Raw genomic sequence first — 19,135 nt, forward strand, 5'->3', positions numbered from 1 at the left:
CTCCGCGGCCGACCCGGCGTCGGGCGTCTCACCGCCCGAATTCGGCTAAATTGCCGCTCCGTCGTCCGTTTTAATTCCGGGATTAACCGATACGTTTTTGCTACTGGCCCACCCGTGAGATGGTATGTCAAGTCACGGGACGCGAGGGCAATCGCCGCAGTCTACCCGGCTTCCCGGTGCTGTTCCGTTCACCGTGTCCGCACTGAACCGACTCAGTTGGGAACTCGGGTCGCAGGTCGTCTCGGACGCGACGCTACTGGCCGAGTGGGAACACGTCACCTCGGGACGGACGCTCGCAGTCTACGACGTGACCGACCACACGGTCGTCCTCGGCGTCCGGACGCCGGTCGGGCGCGAACGCTTCTTCGGTGCGGCAAAAGACGACGTCGACGCGAAGCGCTCGCGTCTCGCCGACGCCGACGACTGGCGTCGGTGCGAGTAGCGCCCGACCTCATCCGGGTCGAAGCCGACCTATCGCGCGTAGAGTTTCGCTCCGAGTAGCGGTGCGAGTGCGACCCCCTCGTCGGGCGAGACGGCGACGTAGGGCCGGGAGACCGGGCCGAACACGTCCACGACGCGGCCGACGCTGTTCAACTGCTCGTCCACCGCCTCGGTGCCCACATCTGGAGGTTCGTCGTCGGGGCACCTGACGACGGCGAGACCCTGCGCGGTCCGGACGACGTCGCCGAGTTTCTGCATCGCCATCAGTCGCGGAGTGCCGCGACGTACGCCGCGACCGCCTGAATCAAGTCGTTCTTCGAGGAGTCGTCGGCATTCTGGACCAGCACGCGACCGCGCTCGTTCCAGTTCTCGCGGGAGTACGCCTTGTCGCGCTCGATTATCGCGTCGTAGCCCACCTGTTGGACCGCTTGAGCTATCTCGTCCACCGTCGGCTCCTCGACGGCCATCTCGGCGGCAACCCGGCGTCCCTCGTTGCGGGACTTCTCCGCGTCGAAGTAGGCGGGCCACAGCACTTTCTCGACCATACGTCAACGTCTTGCCCCGGCCATTAAACACCTTAGGAAAAGGGACGCTCGAAGTGGTTCAGCGACGGCGCGCGAGCAGGACTGCGCCCGCGAGCGCCGCGACTGCGGCGGGGACGCCGAATCCGGGGATGGCTCCGGAGGAGTCGTCCTCCGTCGCCGTAGTCGTTCCTTCCTGCTCCTGCATCGCGTCCTCGGTCGGCGTCTCGGTCGCGTCAGTCGTGGTCGTCCGCTGGTCCTCCTCGGTCGTCATCGTCGTCTCGGTCGTCGTCGCGTTCGCCTCGGCGTAGGCGTCCGGGTGGAACGCTTGGGCCATCTGCACGATGGCGTAAACGACTCGCGGCGCGGGTTGGCTGATGTTCTGGTCGCTGACCGTGATGACCTGGTCGTTCTTCACCGCGTCAGTCCCGTTGTAGGCGTCGGTCTTCGGGTACGCGCCGAACGCGCCGAGTTGGACGATCCACTCGGGGTTCTGCTCAACGATGACCTCCTCGCTGATCTGGCCGTAGCCCGAGACGTTGGCCTCCGCGGCGATGTTGTTGCCGCCAGCGAGTTCCACCATGTTGCTGACGAAGGTACCCTGTCCGGCGGTCCAACCGCCGCCGACAGAGACGAACACGCGCGGAGAGTCGGAGTTCTCGACCGCTTCGCGGACCGTGCCGATTCGGTCCTCCATCCACGAGACCGTCTCGGCCGCGCCCTCGCAGTTACCCGTGAGTTCACCCGTCAGCGTCGTCTTCGCGTAGATGTCGTCGACGGAGGTGGCGAACTCGAACTTGTAGACGGTCAGTCCGGAATCGCGGAGCTGCTGGACCGTCTCGTTCGGAATGACGTTGGGGGCGAGCACGAGGTCCGGCTCGGTCGAGACGATTTTCTCGACGTTGACGTACTGCTGGCCCGCGCCCGAGACGTTGGTTCGGGAGTCAGCGCCGTCGAGGTACGTCGCGTACTGGGAGACGCCGACGACCTGCGACTCGCCGCCGATTTCCCACATGGTCTGGGCCGCGCTCGGCGAGAGCGTGGTGACCCGCTCTGGCTTCTGCTCGACGGTTACCTCTGTTCCCGTCGCGTCCGTGCTCGTGACGGGGAACGAACAGTCCGTCTGCATCGCTTCGGTCGCGTTCGCGTCGCTCTGCGCGACTCCGAAAGCGGCCCCGACCGGCGCGACGCCGGCCGTTAGCAACAGCAGTACTGCGAATACGCTCGCAATCTTCTTACTCATACGTCCTCAATTCCAAGCGTTTGCAATAAGTACTTACCTAAAGCAACCTGGCTTTCACACGATGGCTGACTCCGCCCGGGTCGTCGGCTGGTCGGTCGGACTACTCGCCGCGCTGGCGGTCGTGGTGGTCGCCAGCGCCGCGACCGGTCCGGTACCGCTCGATTACCTCGTGGTCGGGAAGGCGCTGCTGAACGCGCTCGCGGTCCCTGTGGGCCTCGGAGTCGCCGACCGGACGCTCCGAATCGCGGGGCTGGCGGTGACGGTACCCGGACCGACCGTGGAGTTCGCGCCGGTATTCGACTTCGCGGTTCCGGACACGGCCCGTACCATCGTCGTGACGCTCCGCTTGCCCCGCATCGCGCTCGGGGCGGTCGTGGGGTTCTCGCTCTCGACTGCCGGCGTCGTGATGCAGGGGTTCTTCCGGAATCCGATGGCCGACCCCTCCATCATCGGGGTCTCGTCGGGCGCGGCGGTCGGCGCGGTGGCGACCATCGCGATTCCCTTCGCGGTGCCCTTCGCGCTCCCGACTGCGGCCTTCGTCGGCGCTGTTTTGGCCGCCTTCGGCGTCTACCTGCTCGCCACCGAGGACGGCCGGACCCCGGTCGCCACGCTCCTGCTCGCGGGCGTGGCGGTCCAGACGTTCCTCGGCGCGGTGGTCTCGTTCCTGCTCCTCCAGACCGGCGAGAGCCTGCGTCGGGCGGTCTACTGGCTGATGGGCCACCTCCACCTCGCGTCGTGGGAGGACGTGACGATGGTCCTCCCGGTCGCGGTCGTCGGTTTCGTGGTTCTGCTCTCGTACGCGCGGGACCTGAACGTCCTCCTGCTCGGCGAGGAGGACGCCCACGCGCTCGGCGTGGAGGTGGAGCGAACCAAGCGCCTCCTGCTCGCGGTCGCCAGCGTGATGACCGGCGCGGCGGTCGCGGTCTCGGGGGTCATCGGCTTCGTCGGACTGGTCGTCCCGCACGTCATGCGACTGCTGGTCGGCCCGGACCACCGAATCCTCCTGCCGACCTCGGCGCTCGCCGGTGCGACCTTCCTCGTCGCTACCGACACGGTGGCGCGTTCGGGCACGGCGGAACTCCCCGTAGGCATCGTGACCGCCTTCCTCGGCGCGCCCTTCTTCCTCTACTTGCTCCGCACGCGGGAGGTACACGCGCTATGAACTGGATTTGGAATCGCCGCGCCCGGCGACACTTGCCACGCGGTCGCGCTCGGTCCGTCAACCGATACGACTGCACCCGACTAATCAACCGCCATGGGTGCGCTCGGCCGACCAACCGCTTCGAATGCGCCCGGCACGACAAATCACAGTTCGGGAGGACTGAAAGGGGCCGGTCGCTCGCGGGCCGCAGGCCCGTGGTCGCCTCAGCGACCTCTATCGCGGGCCGGGCGTTGCGGAGAGGCCCGCGGTACGTCGCTGAGCGACCGCGAGCGGGCGGGGGCTTTCGAAACCGATTCACCACCAGTTCTGACTCCGACTCCAACAAGAACAGAACCAACCGGGAGGACCGATACCGATGATAGAGATAGACGACGTTTCCGTCACGCTCGGCGAAACCGAAATTCTCGACGGCGTAACCACCACCATCGAGGACGGCCAGTTCGTCGGACTCGTCGGACCCAACGGCGCGGGCAAGACGACGTTGCTTAGAGCAATCCACGGCGTTCTCAAACCTAACTCTGGAAGTGTCGAAGTGGACGGCGACGCCGTGGCCGACCTCTCCTCGAAGGAGACCAGTCGCCGGGTCGCGGTCGTTCCCCAAGACACGACGCTCTCGTTCGACTTCCCGGTCGAAGAGGTGGTGGCGATGGGTCGCCACCCGTATCGGTCGCGGTTCGGTGGCGTGGGGGTCGCCGGTTCCGACTCCCCGTCCGCGGGCGAGTCCGACCGCGAACGCGTGGCGGCCGCGATGGAGCGCACCGAGGTCGAACACCTCGCCGACCGCTCGATTACGGCGGTCTCGGGCGGCGAGCGCCAGCGCGTCCTGCTGGCGCGCGCACTGGCCCAGGACGCGCCCGCACTCTTGCTGGACGAACCCACCGCCAGCCTCGACATCAACCACCAAGTTCGGACGCTCGAACTCGTCCGCGAACTGGCCGACGAGGACGGAAAGACAGTCGTGGCGGCCATCCACGACCTCAACCTCGCGGCCCACTACTGCGACGAACTCCGTCTGCTCGCCGGTGGCGGGATTCGGGCCAGCGGCGACCCCGAGGCGGTCCTCCGAGAGGACCACCTCGAAGCCGCCTTCGACACGCGGGCCGTGGTGTCCAGCCACCCCGTAACTGGCTCGACGTACGTCACCGCTCTGCCCGAGCGCCCCGCCGAGAGCGAGGGCCGGGTCCACGTTGTCGGCGGCGGCGGGACGGTATCTCGGTTGCTCTACCTGCTCTCGGCCGCGGGCTACGAGGTGTCGGTCGGCGTCCTCAACGAGGGCGACTCCGACCTCGATACCGCCCGGTCGCTCGGACTCGACGCCGTGACCGAGGAACCGTTCGCGCCTGTCGGCGACGACGCCCGCCGCGAGGTCGAGTCCCGAATCCGGGACGCCGACGTGACGGTGCTGGCGGACGTCGAGGTCGGCGCGGGCAACCTCGCCAACCTCCGGGCGGCCCGCGAGGCGGATTCGGTGGTCGTGGTCGAGGAGCGACCCTTCGAGGAACGCAACTACGCCGGGAGCGAGGCCGCCGCGCTCTACCGTGACCTCTGCGAGCGCGGGCGGGTCGTCGGCCCGGACGACCTCCTCTCGGCCGTCGGCGACGCGGTGGCGGCCGACGAACCGACGACCGCGGAAGCCGAGTGAGGTGTCGCCTCAGTCGCTCTCGCCGTCTCCCGTAGCGGTCCCGAGTCGGCGTTCGAGGAACTCGTCGAGCAGTCCGAGCGACCGGACCTTCTGGTCGACGTCCGACGAACTGTGGCCCTCGTCGCCGAGTTCGTGGTACTCGAAGCGCCCGCGCTCTCCCTCCTCGAACCCCGCGTCGAGCAAGGCGTCGCGGAGGACGCGGGCCTGCGAGACGGGGACCCGCCGGTCGTTGACGCCGTGAACCGCTAGCAGCGGTGCCGAGAGGTTCTCGACGTGCTCGACCGGGCTTCGCTCCCGATAGAGGTCGGGGTTTTCCGCGGGCGTCCCGAGGTTCTTCTCCAGGAGTTCGGTCCTGAAGTGGGGCATCGTGTTCTCGTACATGTCCCCGAGGTCGGTAATGCCGACGGAGGCGGCCCCGGCGTCGTAGAGGTCGGGGTACTGAACCAACTGCCAGTAGGCCGAGTAGCCGCCGTAGGAACCGCCGAAGACGACCACGCGGTCCTCGTCGAGCCAATCGCGGGTTTCGAGGACGTGTTCGACCGCGGTGGCGACGTCGCCCTGCTCGGCACCGCCCCAGTCGCCGTAGAGCGCCTCCGCGAACGTCCGACCCCGCCCGGCCGAGCCTCGATAGTTGACCTGCAGGACCGAGAATCCCCGCTGGACGAGGAACTGCGTCCGGTAGTGAAACGCCTTCCAATCGGCCGCCCGCGGACCGCCGTGGGGGTTGACCGCGAGTGGCGAGGGTCGCCGGCCCGAGTCGTACAGGAGCGCGCCGATTTCGAGCGTCTCGTAGGAGTCGTGTTCGACGGCCCGAGCGGGGGTCTCGGGGACGCCGTCGGAGTCGACTGTGAAGTACTCGGCGTCGGCGAAGTCGCCGGGAGCGAACGGACCGTACTCGCGCTCAAAGAGCGTCTCGTACTCGTCTGTTTCGAGGTCGTAGGCCAGCGGTTCGGTCCGACGGGTCGGCGTCGCGTGGGTCACGAGCACCCGGTCGTCGCCGAGGACGCGCTCGGCGTTCCAGCCGAACTCGGCGAACCCCTCGGGGAGGTCGAGTTCTCGGCTCTCGCCGGTGGTAACGTCGTAGACGACCGGCATGGTGGTAGCGTCGCGGACGCGCGTCGCCAAGAACCGGTCGCCGTCCGGGAGGAAGAGGGCGGGCGACTCCTCGCGTTCGAGGTCACCGTACCACGTTACGTCGTCGGTTTCGAGGTCGTAGACGCCGCATCGAGACCGGTCCTCGCTGTTGTCTAACACGAGCAGACGGTCGCCGTCCGGACCCCAGTCGACGGGCATCGCTTCCGCGCCGGTGGCACTCACGTCGAGGGTCCGAGCGCCCGACCCGTCTCCGGTCCCCGACCGGCCGTCGGGACCACGCTCCGCCAGGTCCGCGACGTACACGTCCCTGTTGCTCGGGTGGTCGGTCTCGTTCGTGGCGTAGGCGATGCGGTCGCACTCGGGCGAGAGGAACGCTCCCCAGACCGCCCGGTCGTAGTCGGTCAGTCGCGTGGTCTCGCCGGTCGGGAGGTCGTGGCGGTAGAGGTTCATCTGGCCGTCACGGTTCGAAGCGAGTAGCAGGGTCTCACCGTCGGTACCCACGTCGCAGAGCCTGATCTGTCCGCCGTCCGCGACCACCCGTTCCGTGGTCCCGTCACGGGCGATGGCGTGGACGTCGTTCTGCTCGTCGCCGTTCTCGTCGAGGTGGAAGAAGACTCGGCCGCCGTCCGCCGCCCACGCTATCGGCCACCGGTTGTTCCGGGGTACCTCGCCGTCGCTCCACCGTTCGCACTCGCCGGTCGCCACGTCGAGGACGTAGAGTTCGTTGCGGCCGGTGTCGTCGTGGTAGAACGCGACTTCGCCGCCGTCCGGGGATGCGGTCGGATGGGCCATCTCCGGCAGACCCGCCAACTCTTCGAGAACGTCGACGTCGCTGTCACCTGTCATAGAACGAACAGAGGTACACGGTCGACAAAACGTTTCCTTTACGAGAGATTCTCGACGGAAGGACGGGCCACTTTCGACGGCGCAGTTGGGGTTGGCGGGGGATGGACGGTCTCCGTCGGTTCCTCGGCGACCTCGAGCCCGTCACGACGCCCGACGCGATTGCGGTATCCGACTCGATCGCGGTATCCGACGCGACCGCAGGACGTGTCCGACGAGGGCGCGCCGAACTACCGGGTCACGCTAAAGAAACGCTAAGCCACCGCGTAATCGCGCTGTTGGGCCAACTCGAACAGCATCAACGCCGCGAAGGTGCTGGCCGCGAGCAGGACCATCCCGGCGATACCCACCTCGACGCTGGGCGCGGCCAGACTCGCGGTGCCGAGGACGACGCCGGAGACCAGCGCGATGACCATCCGGGCGGGCCGAGAGAGGTCCGCACACCGCTGGGCGAGCGTCGGGTCGAGACCCACGATGCGAGTCCAGACTACGTAGAGAGATACCACGAACAGAAACGCGAGCAAGCCGACGCCCAGAAGGAGGGCGAACTTCGCAGGGTTCATCTCCTATTTGCAATAGGATAACGGTTTAGATATAAGTGTACCGATGATACGTTTCCAAATGTACACGACCGTGGACCGACAGAAACCGTCCGCGAGAGGCCGACCGGCCGTCGATTTATGTGACTCGCGCCCTCAGACCCCGACATGAAACTCGCCGACCGGTCCGCCGTGGTCGTCGGGAGTGGCTTCGGCGGTCTCTCGACCGCCTGCTATCTCGCCGACGCCGGCGCTGACGTGACTGTCGTGGAGAAGAACGAACAGTTGGGTGGCCGGGCGAGCGTGCTCGAACGCGACGGTTTCAGATTCGACATGGGACCGTCGTGGTATCTGATGCCCGACGTGTTCGAGCGCTTCTTCGGCCACTTCGGCCGGAGTCCGGACGAGTACTACGAATTGGAGCGGTTAGACCCCCACTACAAGATCTTCTTCAAGGACGGGGACAGCGTCACGGTCACGGCCGACCGCGAGGCGACCAAGGCCGCCTTCGAGGAGTACGAAGCGGGCGCGGGCGACGCCCTCGACGCCTACCTCGAAGAGGCCGAGGAGACCTACGAAATCGGGATGGAACACTTCGTCTACACCGACCGGCCCCGACTCCGGAATTACGTGGACTGGGACGTGTTCAAGCACGCCCGCGGCCTGACGTTCCTCGGGTCGATGCAGGGCCACGTCGAGGAGTACTTCGACCACCCCAAACTCCAGCAGATAATGCAGTACACCCTCGTCTTCCTCGGCGGTTCTCCTAAGAACACGCCCGCGCTCTACAACCTGATGAGCCACGTGGACTTCAACCTCGGCGTCCACTACCCGGAGGGCGGGATGGGCGGCGTGGTGGACGGCATCGCGGAGCTGGGCGCGGAGATGGGCGTCGAGTACCTGACCGACGGCGAAGTCGAGGCCATCCGGGGGTCGGCGGGCGACTTCCGCGTCGAGGTGGACGCCGAAGACGGCGAGGGCGAGTATCTGCGAAGCGACTTCGTGGTCAGCGACGCCGACTACGCCCACACCGAACAGGAACTCCTTCCGCCGCAGAGTCGCCAGTACGACGCCGACTACTGGGACTCCCGTACCTACGCGCCCTCGGCGTTTCTGCTCTATCTCGGCGTCGAGGGCGACGTGGACCCCCTCGAACACCACACCCTCGTCCTCCCGACAGAGTGGAACGACCACTTCGATACCATCTTCGAGGACTCCGCGTGGCCCGACGACCCGGCCTACTACCTTTGCGTGCCCAGCGAGACGGACGAGACGGTCGCTCCCGAGGGTCACAGCAACCTGTTCGCGCTGGTCCCCATCGCGCCCGGACTCGACGACGACCCCGAGACCCGCGAGCGATACCGCGAGTTCGTACTGGACGACATCGCCGAGAACACGGGCGTAGACCTCCGAGACCGCATCGTCGTGGAGGAGACCTTCTGCGTCTCGGACTTCACCGACCGGTACAACTCCAGCGAGGGTACCGCGCTCGGACTCGCCCACACCCTCCGCCAGACCGGCCCGCTCCGGCCCGGCCACCGCTCCTCCGAGGTTCCGGGCCTCTACTTCACGGGGTCGTTCACCACGCCCGGCATCGGCGTCCCGATGTGTCTCATCAGCGGCCAGCACACCGCGAACGCCGTGCTGGAAGATTACGGCGAGTAGCGTCCTATGCTGAAGTACCTCCTGAAACTCTCTCGCCCTCGATTCTGGTTCTACGTCGCGGGGCCGGTCCTCGTCGGGGTCGCCTACGGCGCGTCCACCGTCTCCGAGTTGTTCGCCCCGGCCGGGGTCGCGCTGTTCGCGTACTTCCTCGTGCCCGCGAACGTCTACCTCTACGGCGTCAACGACGTGTTCGACGCCGACGTAGACGCGGAGAACCCGAAGAAGACGAGCCGAGAGGCCCCCGAAGTCCGGTTCCGAGGCGGCGCGGCAGTCGCAGCAATCGTCGCGGTCTGCGGTCTCGCGGGCGTCGCGCTCGCAGTCGCGCTCGCCACGGGTGCGCTCGCAGGCGCAGACGTACCTACAAGCGCCAGCACGGGCGCGGCCCTCTGGGTCGTCGCCTTCCTCGTCCTCGGTTACGCCTACAGCGCGCCGCCGTTCCGACTCAAGACCGTGCCGCCGCTCGATTCGGTCTCGAACGGTCTCTACGTCCTGCCGGGCGCGGCCGCTTACGTCGCGCTGGCGGGCCGCCAACCTCCGGCACTCGCGCTGGCGGGCGGGTGGCTCTGGGCGATGGCGATGCACACCTTCTCGGCGGTGCCCGACATCGAACCCGACCGCCGGGCCGGGATTCGGACCACCGCGACGGTCCTCGGGGAGCGCGCGACCCTGGCGTACTGTGCGGTCTGCTGGCTCGCCGCCGCCGGGGCATTCGGCCTTCTCGACGCCCGTGCGGGGGCGCTCCTCTTGCTCTACCCTCTCCTCGCCGCGGGAGTCGCCGAGACCGACGTGGACCCGGCGCGGGCCTACTGGTGGTTCCCGGCTATCAACACGCTGGTCGGGATGGTGCTGACGCTCGGCGGTCTCTGGGGGGTCGTGCGTGGATAGCTCGAACAGAGAGCGAGTCGAGGCGGCCCTCGCTGCGCTGGTCCGCGAGAACCGGTTCACCATCGCTGTGGTCTTTCCGCTCGTGGGGGCCGCGCTGTTCGTGTCGAGCCACGAGGGGTGGCTTCCGGGATGGCTGGCGATGAACCCCGCGCTCGTCCTCTTCGGGACGCTCGTGATGCGCCTGCCACTGGTGGTTGGTCTCGCACCGCTGGTGGACCGGCGGGTCGGACTCGGCCTCCTGGCCGTCACGGCCTACAGCTACGCCATCGAGTACGTCGGGATTCACTACGGCGTCCCCTACGGCGAGTTCAGCTACCAACTGGAGTTGGGGCCGATGGTCGGCGGCGTTCCCGTCGGCCTGCCGGTGTTCTTCCTTCCGCTGGTGGTCAACAGCTACCTGCTCGTCTCGCTCCTCCTGCCGCGCGCCGGTCGGATTCGGCGGACGCTCGCGGCGCTGGCAGTCGTGCTGGCCGTGGATCTGGTGTTGGACCCCGCGGCGGTCGGTCTCGGCTTCTGGGCCTACGTCGGCGGCGGGTTCTACTACGGGGTTCCCCTCTCGAACTTCGCGGGGTGGGTGCTGAGCGGCCTGATAGCGGTGTCGTTGGTCGAGTGGGGGTTCGACCGCGAGGCGCTTTCGGCGCGGCTGCGGGAGTGCGAGTTCGCCCTCGACGACTTCGTGAGCTTCGTCGTCCTCTGGGGTGCGATGAACGTCTACTTCGGTAACTGGGTCGCAGTGGCGCTGGCCGTCGGCCTGACGGCGGGACTGGTCCGGACCGACCGCTTCGACTTCGTGGGAGTCGGTCGGGAGCCCGCCGAGCAGAGTTGACCGGGCGACGGTCGGAAGGGAGTCAGTCGGCCTGCGGCGTCCCCTCCGCGTGGTAGGGACTCGAGTAAACTCCTTCCTCGTCGGGGATGGCGCTCACCGCCCGGAACACCGTCACCGGGTCTCGTGACTTCTGCCAGTGCCACCGCGACTTCGCCCAGAGCCACGCCGCACGGACCGGACCCACCTCGGGCGGCGACGAGAACACGTCGTAGTCGAGCGCCCGGATGAGTCGGTGGTGTTCGGCGTAGAGTACGGCGGCGTACAACACCGCGAACTGGCAGTCGTCGGGCAGATACTCGATGCCCGCGACTCCCTCGCGGTACTTTCGCTCGGCCCGGCGGAGTTCGTCGGCCATCGCGGCCCGGAAGCCGTCGGTCGGGTTGCAACGCCGAACGTCGGCTTCCGTGACGCCGTGGCGGTCGCGGGTGTCGCCGGGGAGGTAGATGCGGTCGTGGTCTACGATGTCCTCGCGGACGTCGCGCAGGAAGTTCGTCAACTGGAACGCTTCGCCGAGCGCGACGGCGTGCGGTTTCGCGCGTTCGGGGTCCTCGACGCCCATCACCGACTGCATCATCACGCCGACCGCGGCGGCCGACCCGCGCATGTAGTCGGCCAACTCGTCGTAGGATTCCCACCGACTCTTCTCGACGTCGGACAGCATCGCGTCGATGAAAATCTCGATCTCCTCGTCGGGAATCCCGCGTTCCTCGCTCACCTCCCGAAAGGCCGCGAGAATTTCGTCGTCGGTCTCTTCCCGGCCCAGCGCTTCCGCCCGGAGCTGTTCGAGTCGCTCGCGTTGCTCCTCGGGCGGGAGGTCGGTCTCGCCGTCCACCACCTCGTCGGCGACGCGAAAGAACGCGTAGAGGACGTAAGTCGGGTGGCGAATCCGCCGTGGGAGCAACCGCGTAGCGAAATGAAAGGTTCTGCCGGTTCGCTGCTGAATCGTCTTGCTTCGTTGGAGTTGTCGGTCGGTGACCATGCTATCTCCCGTGTTTGTGCAGAGTCCGGCCGAACAGCAGCGCCTCGCAGCACTCCGAATAGGGGTTCCTCCGGGTTAATTGTTGGCGTCGATGAAGTCCCTGTGAGCGGACAGTCTCCGGACGTACCTTTTTCCCGCTGGACAGTGACGGATGTCAACGAGACTCGTAGCCGATTCCCCCAACCATGACGAACTCCGACTCTCCCTCGACCGACGACAGCTCGAACCTCGACGATTCACCGCCTGCTCGGAAGACTCCATCCGACGAGACCGCCCGACTCGACGACGCCGGGGCGACCGGCGACGACGGACTCGAGCCGTCCGAAGAGTCCGTCGAAGCACTGGCCGAGCGCGTCGAGCGATTGGAGTATCTCGTCGCGTGGATGGCCCGCCAGCAGGCCGCCGAGACGGGCAAAAGCGTCTGTCCGGAGTGCGACACCGGCGGGGCACTAACCGTCTCGCGGACGCCGACCGGCAAGAAGCAGGTCGAGTGTACCAACTGCGGCGGGACGCTCAACTGAAGGCGTACACCTTCTGGTCGCTTCCCCCGACGTAGACCGCGTCCGGGACGACGGCAGGTGCCGAGAAGACGACGCCCTGCGTTCGGACCCGCCACGCCTCGGCCCCGTCCGCTCGGTCGAGCGCCTGCACGGTCCCGAGCAGGCCCGCGAGGTAGACTCGGTCGGTCGTGACCGCCGGAGAGGCCAACACGTAGCGGTTCGAATCGAATCGCCAGCGCTCGGTGCCGTCGTCCGCCGAGAGGGCGTACACTGCGTCGCTGGCGACGTACACCTCACCGTCGGCCACCGCGAGCGACTCGGCGCTCCTGCCGGTGTCGAATCGCCAGCGCTCGGTGCCGTCGTCCGCATCGAAACGGAAGACTGCGCCGCGATTTCCCGCTTGCCGGGACCCGACGTAGACGTCCCCGTCGGCGACCGCGGGCGTTCCGAAGCTACCGCCGGGGTCGGCGGTCCACCGTTCGGTGCCGTCGGTCGCGTCCAGCGCGTACAGTTTCTCCTTGCCGAGGTAGACGGTACCGTCGCCGACCGTCGGAACGAACGGCGGCAGGTTCATCTCGCCGACCGGCGCGCGCCAGCGCTCGGTGCCGTCGTCCGCCGAGAGCGCGTGAACCGTCGCGTCGACCGGCAGACGCGTCGACGTGCTGACGACGTAAACCGTCCCGTCGGCGACCGTCGGGGCGTCGAGCGAGCGCTCGCCGAAGGTGACCGACCAGCGCTCGGTGCCGTCCGCGGCGTCGAGCGCCCAGAGCGCGAACCTGCTCGCGGCGAAGACGGTTCCGTCGGCGACTGCGGGGGCGGAACCGCTCCGGTAGAAGACGCTCTTGGTCCACTTGCTCGCGCCCTCGCGAGCGTCCAGTGCGGCGAACGAGTCCGAGTTGACGAAGACGCTGTCCTCCGCGACCGTCGGCGGAGAGACCAGTCGGTCGGCGGTCGGGAACGTCCACTGCTCGTCCACGTCGCCCGCCGGTCCCGCGGTGTCGGAGTTGTAACCCGTGTGCCCGGCGTCGAATCGGTACTGTGGCCAGTCGTCTCCCGGCGGTTCGGACGCGGTCGGGGCCGCACATCCCGCGAGCGCGGTGGCGCTGGCGGTGGTCCCCGCGAGTCCCGCTCGGAGGAACGACCGGCGCGTGAGCGACGCCATACGTGGTCGGTCGTCGTCGGGAGGCTAAAGTCCGTCAGGGGTGTGCGTCTGGACTGCACGACCGAGGTCGGAAACCGTTCGTCGGACGGACAGTTTGATACGGCAGTCTCCTGAACGCCAGACCATGACGATTCGACAGGGGTTCCTCGTCGAGTGGCCCGCAGACCTCGAAACGGCCCTCGGCGTGGCGGTCGAACACGGCTTCGACTACGTGGAACTCAACATGGACTACGCTTTCGAGCGTGAGCGCGTGAATCCCGAGTCGGTCCGACGGGCCGCCCAAGAGCGCACCGTCGACCTGCTCGTTCACCTGCCGTACCGACTCGCCTCAGCGTCGCCGCACGCGCACGTTCGGGAAGGTGCCAACCGGGAACTGGAGGTGGCAATCGACGCCGCGGTCGAGATGGGTGCGCGGAAGGGCGTCTTCCACGCCGTCTCGCTCGCACATCCCGAGAAGTGGGACGCCCGAGAGATGCGCGAGCGAATCTGCGAGTCGGTCCGGCGGGTAGACGACTACGCCAACGACCGGGGGTTCACCGCGTGCGTCGAGAACCTCAAGACGCCGTTTTTCGACGCGGGCGACTTCCCGGATCTGTTCGAGCGAACCGACGCAGTCGGCTGTCTGGACACCGGCCATGCGCACGTGACCGGACAGACGATGGACGAGCAGGCGGACCTGCTCCGCGATTGGGGCGACCGAATCTCACATATCCACGTCAACGACACCCGCAGGGACGACGAGGACGAACACCTCCCGGTCGGTCTCGGCAAGCTCGACTTCGGAGTGCTCGCCGACGCCATCCGCGAAACCGACTGGACCGGAACCTGTACCCACGAGGTAGAGACGTTCGACTACGAGTACGCGGCGTACGGACGGGACCGCTTCGACCGCCTGCTCGGTGCGAGCGAACGCTGATGGCGCACCTGCCACCACGCCTTTTTGCGTCGCTACCCTCGGTTCGTACGCATGAGTTCTTCCGACGCCATTACCGAGACGCTAGCCGAGGGTGGTAACGGATTCGCGGACCGGGTCGGGTCGCTGGAGACGGTCGGGGCGAAACTGGCGCGCCATGCCGGTTCCGGCAACCTCGCGGCCGTGTCGGGCGTGGTCTCGCTGGTCCGCGCCGGGCGAACCTTCCTGAAGGGGAACCGAAAGCGCGGGGTCTTGCAGGCGCTCGGCGGTCTGTTCTGGATCGGAGTCGCGGTCGCCCAGCGACGGTCCGGCGAGTCCGGCGGGTCGAGCGAGCGCCGTTCGAACTCCGACCTCTCGGAAGTCGCCGACACCTCGCCGGACGTGGAGGAGGCCGTCGAACCCGGCGGCCGCGAGTCCGACCACGCAACGGGCGAGGAAGTCGTAGACACCACCGACGCCGACGTCGAGGAGTCCGACACCGCGCCGGAGGTCGGGACGTCCGCAGACCTCGACACTGACCCGGACGACGGGGACGTGGACCAGCGCGACGTGACGGGTTCGACCGACGTCGGAGACGACGCCGAGACCGACGGGCGAACGGCGGACGACGAACCGACAGAGACCGACGGACCGACAGCGACCGAATCCGCGGAGTGACCGGCGTCGGCCACCGAGCGCAACCGAACCCGTCGGGGACCGATCACCGACTCGGAAACCAAAAACGTTTCTGAAGAACACATTTTTATTCCTATAGGATACCGAAAAGTTGCTTCGCGTTCGGACGTCGGCCCCGCGAGTTTTACGCTTCACTGCCCAATTCGGAATCATGACCGACGAACTGCTCGTCTACGGCTCGTACGGGTACACGGGTGCGCTTGTCGCCCAGACCGCGGTGGACGAGGGCCTCTCGCCCGTTCTGGCCGGGCGCACCGCCGAGAAGGTCGAGCGACAGGCGACCGACCTCGGACTCGACCACCGAGTGTTCAGCCTCCAGCATCCCGAAGTCGTCGAGCGACAGGTCGGGGAGTTCTCGGCGGTGTTGAACTGCGCCGGCCCGTTCTCGAAGACAGCGAGACCGCTCTACTCGGCGTGTCTGAACGCCGGGACCGACTACCTCGACATCACGGGCGAGATCGACGTGCTGGAGGCCATCGCCGGGCGGGACCGGGAGGCCGAGGCGTCCGACGTGACCCTGCTCCCGGCGGTGGGCTTCGACGTGGTGCCGACCGACTGTCTGGCCGCGTACCTCCACACCGAACTGGAGTCGGCGACCCACCTCGCGCTGGCTATCGACGGTCTCGGTACCTTCTCGCCCGGCACGGCCAAGTCCATCGTGGAAGGCCTCTCGACTCCCGGCGCGGTCCGACAGGACGGCCAGATTCGGTCGGTCCCGGCGGCGTGGAAGACCCGCCGCCTCGACTTCGGGCAGGGTCCCAAGCCCGCGGTGACGATTCCGTGGGGCGACGTGTCGTCGGCCTTCTACACGACCGGGATTCCCGACATCGAGACCTACGCCACGGTCCCGGAGTACGCCGCGACGGTGATGCGCAAGACCCGCCCGATTGCACCCCTCGTCGGTTCGACGCCGGTCCAGAGCGCGCTGAAGGCCGCCATCGACGCCCTCGTCTCGGGACCCACCGCCGAGGAGCGCGCCCAGAGCGTGAGTCGCGTCTGGGGAGAGGTCGAGGACGACGAGGGCAATCGGTTCGCCGCCCGTCTCCGGACGCCCGACACCTACGACCTGACGGCCCAGACCGCGGTGGAGTCAGCCCGGCGCGTCGTCGCGGGCGAGGTCGGTTCTGGGTTCCAGACTCCGGCCTCGGCGTTCGGGCCGGACTACGTGCTGGAGTTCGACGGGGTGGAACGTGAGGACGCGAGCGAGTTCTCGGAGGTCGGGATGAGCGTGGAGGAGTGACCGGTTACGGCTGACGGGATTCGTGGAAAAGGAAGCCGGTGGAGAAATTCCTGCCGTTTCTGTTTCTTATACAGTAACGTCCTGTTATCGAATTCCCCAGATTCATGAAGTAGTGGATGACTACCTGAGAAGTAACGGTGTTAGTGATAGCACCGACTTTACTGCAGATGAGCATTCCTTGGCTTTAATTTACGAACAACTATATGTTTCATCGATGAACGTTAGAACGACGATAGGACCAATTTTCTTTTGGGTCGTTCGTCGAAAAAGAGGAAAATAGAAATGACTGGGGAAGCACAGATGCCAGAAAACCAGCAGAACAGACGCTCGGATGATAGGACAACCGATACAGGACACACCCGACGAACAATACTGAAAAACGCCGCGTTGGGAGCGGCCGTGTTCGGACTTGGACTACCCGCGATGACGGCCGGTGTTACTGCCAAGAACGGAGTCCAGCGGTTCAGTTTTGACCTGACGGGATTCCAACTATTCGTTCCCTGCGTCGGCGAGACGCTGGAAGCGACACAGGGGACGCTCGAAGTCCAGGTCCATCAACAGACGGACGCAGCCGGTGGGATACACTTCGTCCTCCGGCAGAAGATTCGTGACGCGGAACTCGTCGGCCTCGACAGCGGTACGACCTACCGGGCTGTCGGTGGAGCGACACAAAGTACCCAGGCTCGGCCGCCATACCCGCAGGTCTTGACGAGCAATGTGCGCGAGCGGTGGGTGTCCCCAGGACCAGCACCCAACATCGCGTTCGATACCACCTTCAAGCTCCGCGTGAACGCGAACGGTGAAGTAGTCCTGCTCAGCGTTGAGGACACGACCGAGTGCCGGTAGCACTCGGGGCTATTCATCAATAGCGGCGGTTGCTGGAGGAATGCCCCTGCGGGATTGCCCCGTCCGAGTAACGCCCGCTGCTCAATTCGCACCACAAATTACTCACGCCACCTACTGTCAGAGCTGAAGGGTTTCCACAGAGCCGGATTTTCAGAGAGGCCAGCTCGTTCCCGCTGGATAGGGGCAACCCGAAGAAACCCTCAGGCTAATCCCCGGCAAAGGAAAGGTAGACGGGTTGGGTAATGTGGCTGTATGACGACGCTGGTACCGAGTTAGGTAAAGTTGAGGTAGAACCCTTCGACTTCGATATAGCCGAATCAGCAAGAAACCCGGCGGAGTTAGACCGAGTTATCCGCCAACACGACGTGACGACAGAACGAACTGGCGGCTACAAGGAATACACCGACCCTGATACCGGCGAGACCGTCATCGAACATTGGGACGGAGAGAGACCGATTACCGACTAGCAAGTCCACTTGGATGGCCTAGGAAGGACCGTCGTTTCGGAATTCAGCGTTGCCTCGTACTCCGTTGAGAAACATGAAAGATAGCCACCTTCCCGCTGTGAAAGGCGCGGGCCGCAAACGACAGCAGAACGACCCTTTTCTGAAACAGCCAGATGCGGAAGTCCCGTGTCGGTCACGGAATCAAATGTTACGGTAAAACCGACGGGGAAACCTAATCAAATGTTAGGTCATCTCGGAGAGAAGTTTATAGAGACACCACCCCGTAGGTGCATTTACGACGTTTCGCCTTGCGAAAGCCGGTGGAGGGATTTGAACCCTCGGCCTATTCCTTACGAAGGAATCGCTCTAGCCAGTCTGAGCTACACCGGCACTGTGTGGCTCTTCGCATCCAAACATAGACGTCAGAATCGGCTTAAGCGTTCCGAAATCGCCCGCCGTTAGCGAGACAGTCGCACGTCGAGACAGACGTTCAACTCGTGAGGCGCGTACGACCGGACGACGTGGCGGGTCTCGACTTCGACCTCGTACTCCAGCTCTGCCGCCGCCCGAATCGCGGCCTCGCCCGGCCCGAAGGGGTCGTCCTCGTGCTGGATGTCGTAGTAGTGGACGACGCACTGGTCGCCCGCGAGCGTCACGGCCGAGTCGAGGAACTCGTCGGCGCTGTGGGGCAGGTTCATGACCACGCGGTCGGCCCAGTCGGCGTAGTCGGGCGCAACCTCGCGCACGTCCCCCCGAATCGCCGTCACCCGATCTTCTACGTCGTTCCGACGAGCGTTCTCCCGGAGATACTCGACCGCGCGCTCGTTCAGGTCCACGCCGACGACCTCGGCACCGCGCTTGGCGAAGGGGATGGCGAAGGGACCGACTCCGGCGAACATGTCGAAGGCGCGCTCGCCAGCCTCGACCTGTTCGGCGACCCGGTGGCGCTCGGTGGCGAGGCGCGGCGAGAAGTACACCTCGGCCACGTCGAGCAGGAACTCACTGCCGTACTCCCGGTGGACCGTCTCGGTACTCTCCCCGACCAGCACCTCCCAGTCGCGGACCCGGAGTTCGCCTTTGACCTTCGAGGCGCGATTGACCACCGTCTCCGCGGGGATGTCGGAGGCCGTCACGGCGTCGGCGATTTCGCGTGCGCGCTCGGGGTCGTCCTCGTCCAAAATCACGATGTCACCGAGTCGCTCGTAGGAGGGTTCGAAACCCAGCAGGTCCGTAGGTGTGTCCGGCGTGTCGCGTTCACCGACCGACCGGGAGACCACTTGCAGGTCCGCCGGGACCGCTTCGGGGTCGGTCACCGGGAGGTAGAGGTAGCCCTCCGCGACCTCGATTTTCCATTCGTCCGCGAGGAGGCCCGCCTCGGCCAACCGCTTGCGGGTCTCCTCGCCCTGCTCGCGCTCGACGCGCACGCACGGCGCTTCCATACCCTCGCTTTTCGGGGTAGGTCGGTAAGCGTGACGCTTCCGGTTCGTCACGAGCGGGAGGTCGCGGCCATCG

Annotated in this window: 20 protein-coding genes and 1 tRNA gene; 12 read left to right on the forward strand and 9 right to left on the reverse strand. The window is 66.4% G+C overall.

Features of this window, described 5'->3' with window-relative positions; genetic code table 11:
* Positions 1–124: 124 nt before the first annotated feature.
* Complete coding sequence (locus E2484_RS00630) at positions 125–442, forward strand: hypothetical protein (RefSeq protein WP_137283298.1); 318 nt, start codon at positions 125–127, stop codon at positions 440–442.
* Positions 443–471: 29 nt separating this feature from the next.
* On the opposite strand, the gene E2484_RS00635 is transcribed toward E2484_RS00630, so the two are convergent.
* Genes E2484_RS00635 through E2484_RS00645 form a run of 3 tightly spaced genes read right to left on the reverse strand, consistent with a single transcriptional unit; the run spans position 472 to position 2,205 of the window.
* The gene (locus tag E2484_RS00635; RefSeq protein WP_137283299.1) at positions 472–699 is read right to left on the reverse strand and encodes an H/ACA ribonucleoprotein complex subunit GAR1; all 228 of its coding nucleotides are present in this window, start codon (positions 697–699) and stop codon (positions 472–474) included.
* 5 nt (positions 700–704) lie between these two features.
* Positions 705–986 (reverse strand): signal recognition particle subunit SRP19, encoded by a 282-nt coding sequence (gene srp19, locus E2484_RS00640; protein WP_137283300.1) that lies wholly within the window; start codon positions 984–986, stop codon positions 705–707.
* Between the two features lie 58 nt (positions 987–1,044).
* Positions 1,045–2,205, reverse strand: a complete 1,161-nt coding sequence (locus E2484_RS00645) for a PGF-CTERM-anchored ABC transporter substrate-binding protein (RefSeq protein WP_137283301.1) — start codon at positions 2,203–2,205, stop codon at positions 1,045–1,047.
* A gap of 61 nt (positions 2,206–2,266) precedes the next feature.
* Here E2484_RS00645 and btuC point away from each other — a divergent pair, with 61 nt between their 5' ends.
* Both btuC and E2484_RS00655 read left to right on the forward strand, forming a co-directional pair.
* Positions 2,267–3,367, forward strand: a complete 1,101-nt coding sequence (gene btuC / locus E2484_RS00650; RefSeq protein ID WP_137283302.1) for a vitamin B12 ABC transporter permease BtuC — start codon at positions 2,267–2,269, stop codon at positions 3,365–3,367.
* Between the two features lie 355 nt (positions 3,368–3,722).
* Positions 3,723–5,009, forward strand: coding sequence for a heme ABC transporter ATP-binding protein (locus E2484_RS00655; RefSeq protein ID WP_137283303.1), 1,287 nt, complete (start codon positions 3,723–3,725; stop codon positions 5,007–5,009).
* A 9-nt stretch (positions 5,010–5,018) separates the two neighbouring features.
* Here the strand turns inward: E2484_RS00655 and E2484_RS00660 are convergent, their stop codons facing one another.
* The gene (locus tag E2484_RS00660; protein ID WP_137283304.1) at positions 5,019–6,950 is read right to left on the reverse strand and encodes a S9 family peptidase; all 1,932 of its coding nucleotides are present in this window, start codon (positions 6,948–6,950) and stop codon (positions 5,019–5,021) included.
* Between the two features lie 251 nt (positions 6,951–7,201).
* The gene (locus E2484_RS00665; protein WP_137283305.1) at positions 7,202–7,510 is read right to left on the reverse strand and encodes a hypothetical protein; all 309 of its coding nucleotides are present in this window, start codon (positions 7,508–7,510) and stop codon (positions 7,202–7,204) included.
* Between the two features lie 144 nt (positions 7,511–7,654).
* On the opposite strand from E2484_RS00665, the gene E2484_RS00670 reads away from it, so the two are divergent.
* Genes E2484_RS00670 through cruF form a run of 3 tightly spaced genes read left to right on the forward strand, consistent with a single transcriptional unit; the run spans position 7,655 to position 10,862 of the window.
* A complete protein-coding gene (locus E2484_RS00670; RefSeq protein ID WP_137283306.1) occupies positions 7,655–9,151 on the forward strand; it encodes a phytoene desaturase family protein in 1,497 nt (498 codons plus the stop codon).
* Positions 9,152–9,157: 6 nt separating this feature from the next.
* Positions 9,158–10,036 (forward strand): prenyltransferase, encoded by an 879-nt coding sequence (locus E2484_RS00675; protein ID WP_137283307.1) that lies wholly within the window; start codon positions 9,158–9,160, stop codon positions 10,034–10,036.
* Positions 10,029–10,862 (forward strand): bisanhydrobacterioruberin hydratase, encoded by an 834-nt coding sequence (gene cruF, locus E2484_RS00680; protein WP_137283308.1) that lies wholly within the window; start codon positions 10,029–10,031, stop codon positions 10,860–10,862. The genes E2484_RS00675 and cruF overlap by 8 nt, the downstream gene beginning before the upstream one ends.
* Positions 10,863–10,884: 22 nt before the next feature.
* On the opposite strand, the gene E2484_RS00685 is transcribed toward cruF, so the two are convergent.
* Complete coding sequence (locus tag E2484_RS00685; protein WP_137283309.1) at positions 10,885–11,841, reverse strand: phytoene/squalene synthase family protein; 957 nt, start codon at positions 11,839–11,841, stop codon at positions 10,885–10,887.
* A 185-nt stretch (positions 11,842–12,026) separates the two neighbouring features.
* On the opposite strand from E2484_RS00685, the gene E2484_RS00690 reads away from it, so the two are divergent.
* Positions 12,027–12,362, forward strand: coding sequence for a hypothetical protein (locus tag E2484_RS00690; RefSeq protein WP_137283310.1), 336 nt, complete (start codon positions 12,027–12,029; stop codon positions 12,360–12,362).
* On the opposite strand, the gene E2484_RS00695 is transcribed toward E2484_RS00690, so the two are convergent.
* Positions 12,355–13,503 carry an outer membrane protein assembly factor BamB family protein gene (locus E2484_RS00695; protein WP_137283311.1) on the reverse strand — a complete coding sequence of 383 codons (1,149 nt, stop codon included), beginning with the start codon at positions 13,501–13,503 and terminating at the stop codon, positions 12,355–12,357. The two genes, E2484_RS00690 and E2484_RS00695, sit on opposite strands and share 8 nt — an antisense overlap.
* A gap of 124 nt (positions 13,504–13,627) precedes the next feature.
* Between E2484_RS00695 and E2484_RS00700 the strand changes: the two genes are divergently transcribed.
* The 5 genes from E2484_RS00700 (at position 13,628) to E2484_RS00720 (ending at position 17,644) form a co-directional block, all read left to right on the forward strand.
* Positions 13,628–14,419, forward strand: coding sequence for a sugar phosphate isomerase/epimerase family protein (locus E2484_RS00700; RefSeq protein ID WP_137283312.1), 792 nt, complete (start codon positions 13,628–13,630; stop codon positions 14,417–14,419).
* A 51-nt stretch (positions 14,420–14,470) separates the two neighbouring features.
* Positions 14,471–15,073 carry a hypothetical protein gene (locus tag E2484_RS00705; RefSeq protein ID WP_137283313.1) on the forward strand — a complete coding sequence of 201 codons (603 nt, stop codon included), beginning with the start codon at positions 14,471–14,473 and terminating at the stop codon, positions 15,071–15,073.
* A 169-nt stretch (positions 15,074–15,242) separates the two neighbouring features.
* Positions 15,243–16,331, forward strand: a complete 1,089-nt coding sequence (locus E2484_RS00710) for a saccharopine dehydrogenase family protein (protein ID WP_137283314.1) — start codon at positions 15,243–15,245, stop codon at positions 16,329–16,331.
* A gap of 300 nt (positions 16,332–16,631) precedes the next feature.
* Positions 16,632–17,177 (forward strand): hypothetical protein, encoded by a 546-nt coding sequence (locus tag E2484_RS00715; protein ID WP_137283315.1) that lies wholly within the window; start codon positions 16,632–16,634, stop codon positions 17,175–17,177.
* Positions 17,178–17,419: 242 nt separating this feature from the next.
* Entirely contained in the window at positions 17,420–17,644 is a 225-nt protein-coding gene (locus E2484_RS00720; RefSeq protein ID WP_137283316.1) for a hypothetical protein, read from the forward strand.
* 294 nt (positions 17,645–17,938) lie between these two features.
* On the opposite strand, the gene E2484_RS00725 is transcribed toward E2484_RS00720, so the two are convergent.
* Both E2484_RS00725 and E2484_RS00730 read right to left on the reverse strand, forming a co-directional pair.
* Positions 17,939–18,013: transfer RNA gene (locus E2484_RS00725), tRNA-Thr, on the reverse strand.
* 68 nt (positions 18,014–18,081) lie between these two features.
* The gene (locus E2484_RS00730) at positions 18,082–19,062 is read right to left on the reverse strand and encodes a class I SAM-dependent methyltransferase (protein ID WP_137283317.1); all 981 of its coding nucleotides are present in this window, start codon (positions 19,060–19,062) and stop codon (positions 18,082–18,084) included.
* Positions 19,063–19,135 lie beyond the last annotated feature (73 nt).

This window comes from Halorussus salinisoli, from assembly GCA_005239435.1.
In the GTDB taxonomy this organism is placed as follows: domain Archaea; phylum Halobacteriota; class Halobacteria; order Halobacteriales; family Haladaptataceae; genus Halorussus; species Halorussus salinisoli.

Excerpts from the sequence above, each read along its gene's own strand:
- E2484_RS00675 (WP_137283307.1), top strand. The coding sequence starts at position 9,158 with ATGCTGAAGTACCTCCTGAAACTCTCTCGCCCTCGATTCTGGTTCTAC.
- E2484_RS00695 (WP_137283311.1), bottom strand. The coding sequence starts at position 13,503 with ATGGCGTCGCTCACGCGCCGGTCGTTCCTCCGAGCGGGACTCGCGGGG.
- E2484_RS00670 (WP_137283306.1), top strand. The coding sequence starts at position 7,655 with ATGAAACTCGCCGACCGGTCCGCCGTGGTCGTCGGGAGTGGCTTCGGC.
- E2484_RS00710 (WP_137283314.1), top strand. The coding sequence starts at position 15,243 with ATGACCGACGAACTGCTCGTCTACGGCTCGTACGGGTACACGGGTGCG.
- E2484_RS00705 (WP_137283313.1), top strand. The coding sequence starts at position 14,471 with ATGAGTTCTTCCGACGCCATTACCGAGACGCTAGCCGAGGGTGGTAAC.
- E2484_RS00715 (WP_137283315.1), top strand. The coding sequence starts at position 16,632 with ATGCCAGAAAACCAGCAGAACAGACGCTCGGATGATAGGACAACCGAT.
- E2484_RS00700 (WP_137283312.1), top strand. The coding sequence starts at position 13,628 with ATGACGATTCGACAGGGGTTCCTCGTCGAGTGGCCCGCAGACCTCGAA.
- E2484_RS00665 (WP_137283305.1), bottom strand. The coding sequence starts at position 7,510 with ATGAACCCTGCGAAGTTCGCCCTCCTTCTGGGCGTCGGCTTGCTCGCG.
- E2484_RS00645 (WP_137283301.1), bottom strand. The coding sequence starts at position 2,205 with ATGAGTAAGAAGATTGCGAGCGTATTCGCAGTACTGCTGTTGCTAACG.
- E2484_RS00660 (WP_137283304.1), bottom strand. The coding sequence starts at position 6,950 with ATGACAGGTGACAGCGACGTCGACGTTCTCGAAGAGTTGGCGGGTCTG.
- E2484_RS00685 (WP_137283309.1), bottom strand. The coding sequence starts at position 11,841 with ATGGTCACCGACCGACAACTCCAACGAAGCAAGACGATTCAGCAGCGA.
- E2484_RS00730 (WP_137283317.1), bottom strand. The coding sequence starts at position 19,062 with ATGGAAGCGCCGTGCGTGCGCGTCGAGCGCGAGCAGGGCGAGGAGACC.
- E2484_RS00720 (WP_137283316.1), top strand. The coding sequence starts at position 17,420 with ATGTGGCTGTATGACGACGCTGGTACCGAGTTAGGTAAAGTTGAGGTA.
- btuC (WP_137283302.1), top strand. The coding sequence starts at position 2,267 with ATGGCTGACTCCGCCCGGGTCGTCGGCTGGTCGGTCGGACTACTCGCC.
- E2484_RS00635 (WP_137283299.1), bottom strand. The coding sequence starts at position 699 with ATGCAGAAACTCGGCGACGTCGTCCGGACCGCGCAGGGTCTCGCCGTC.
- E2484_RS00690 (WP_137283310.1), top strand. The coding sequence starts at position 12,027 with ATGACGAACTCCGACTCTCCCTCGACCGACGACAGCTCGAACCTCGAC.
- E2484_RS00655 (WP_137283303.1), top strand. The coding sequence starts at position 3,723 with ATGATAGAGATAGACGACGTTTCCGTCACGCTCGGCGAAACCGAAATT.
- srp19 (WP_137283300.1), bottom strand. The coding sequence starts at position 986 with ATGGTCGAGAAAGTGCTGTGGCCCGCCTACTTCGACGCGGAGAAGTCC.
- E2484_RS00630 (WP_137283298.1), top strand. The coding sequence starts at position 125 with ATGTCAAGTCACGGGACGCGAGGGCAATCGCCGCAGTCTACCCGGCTT.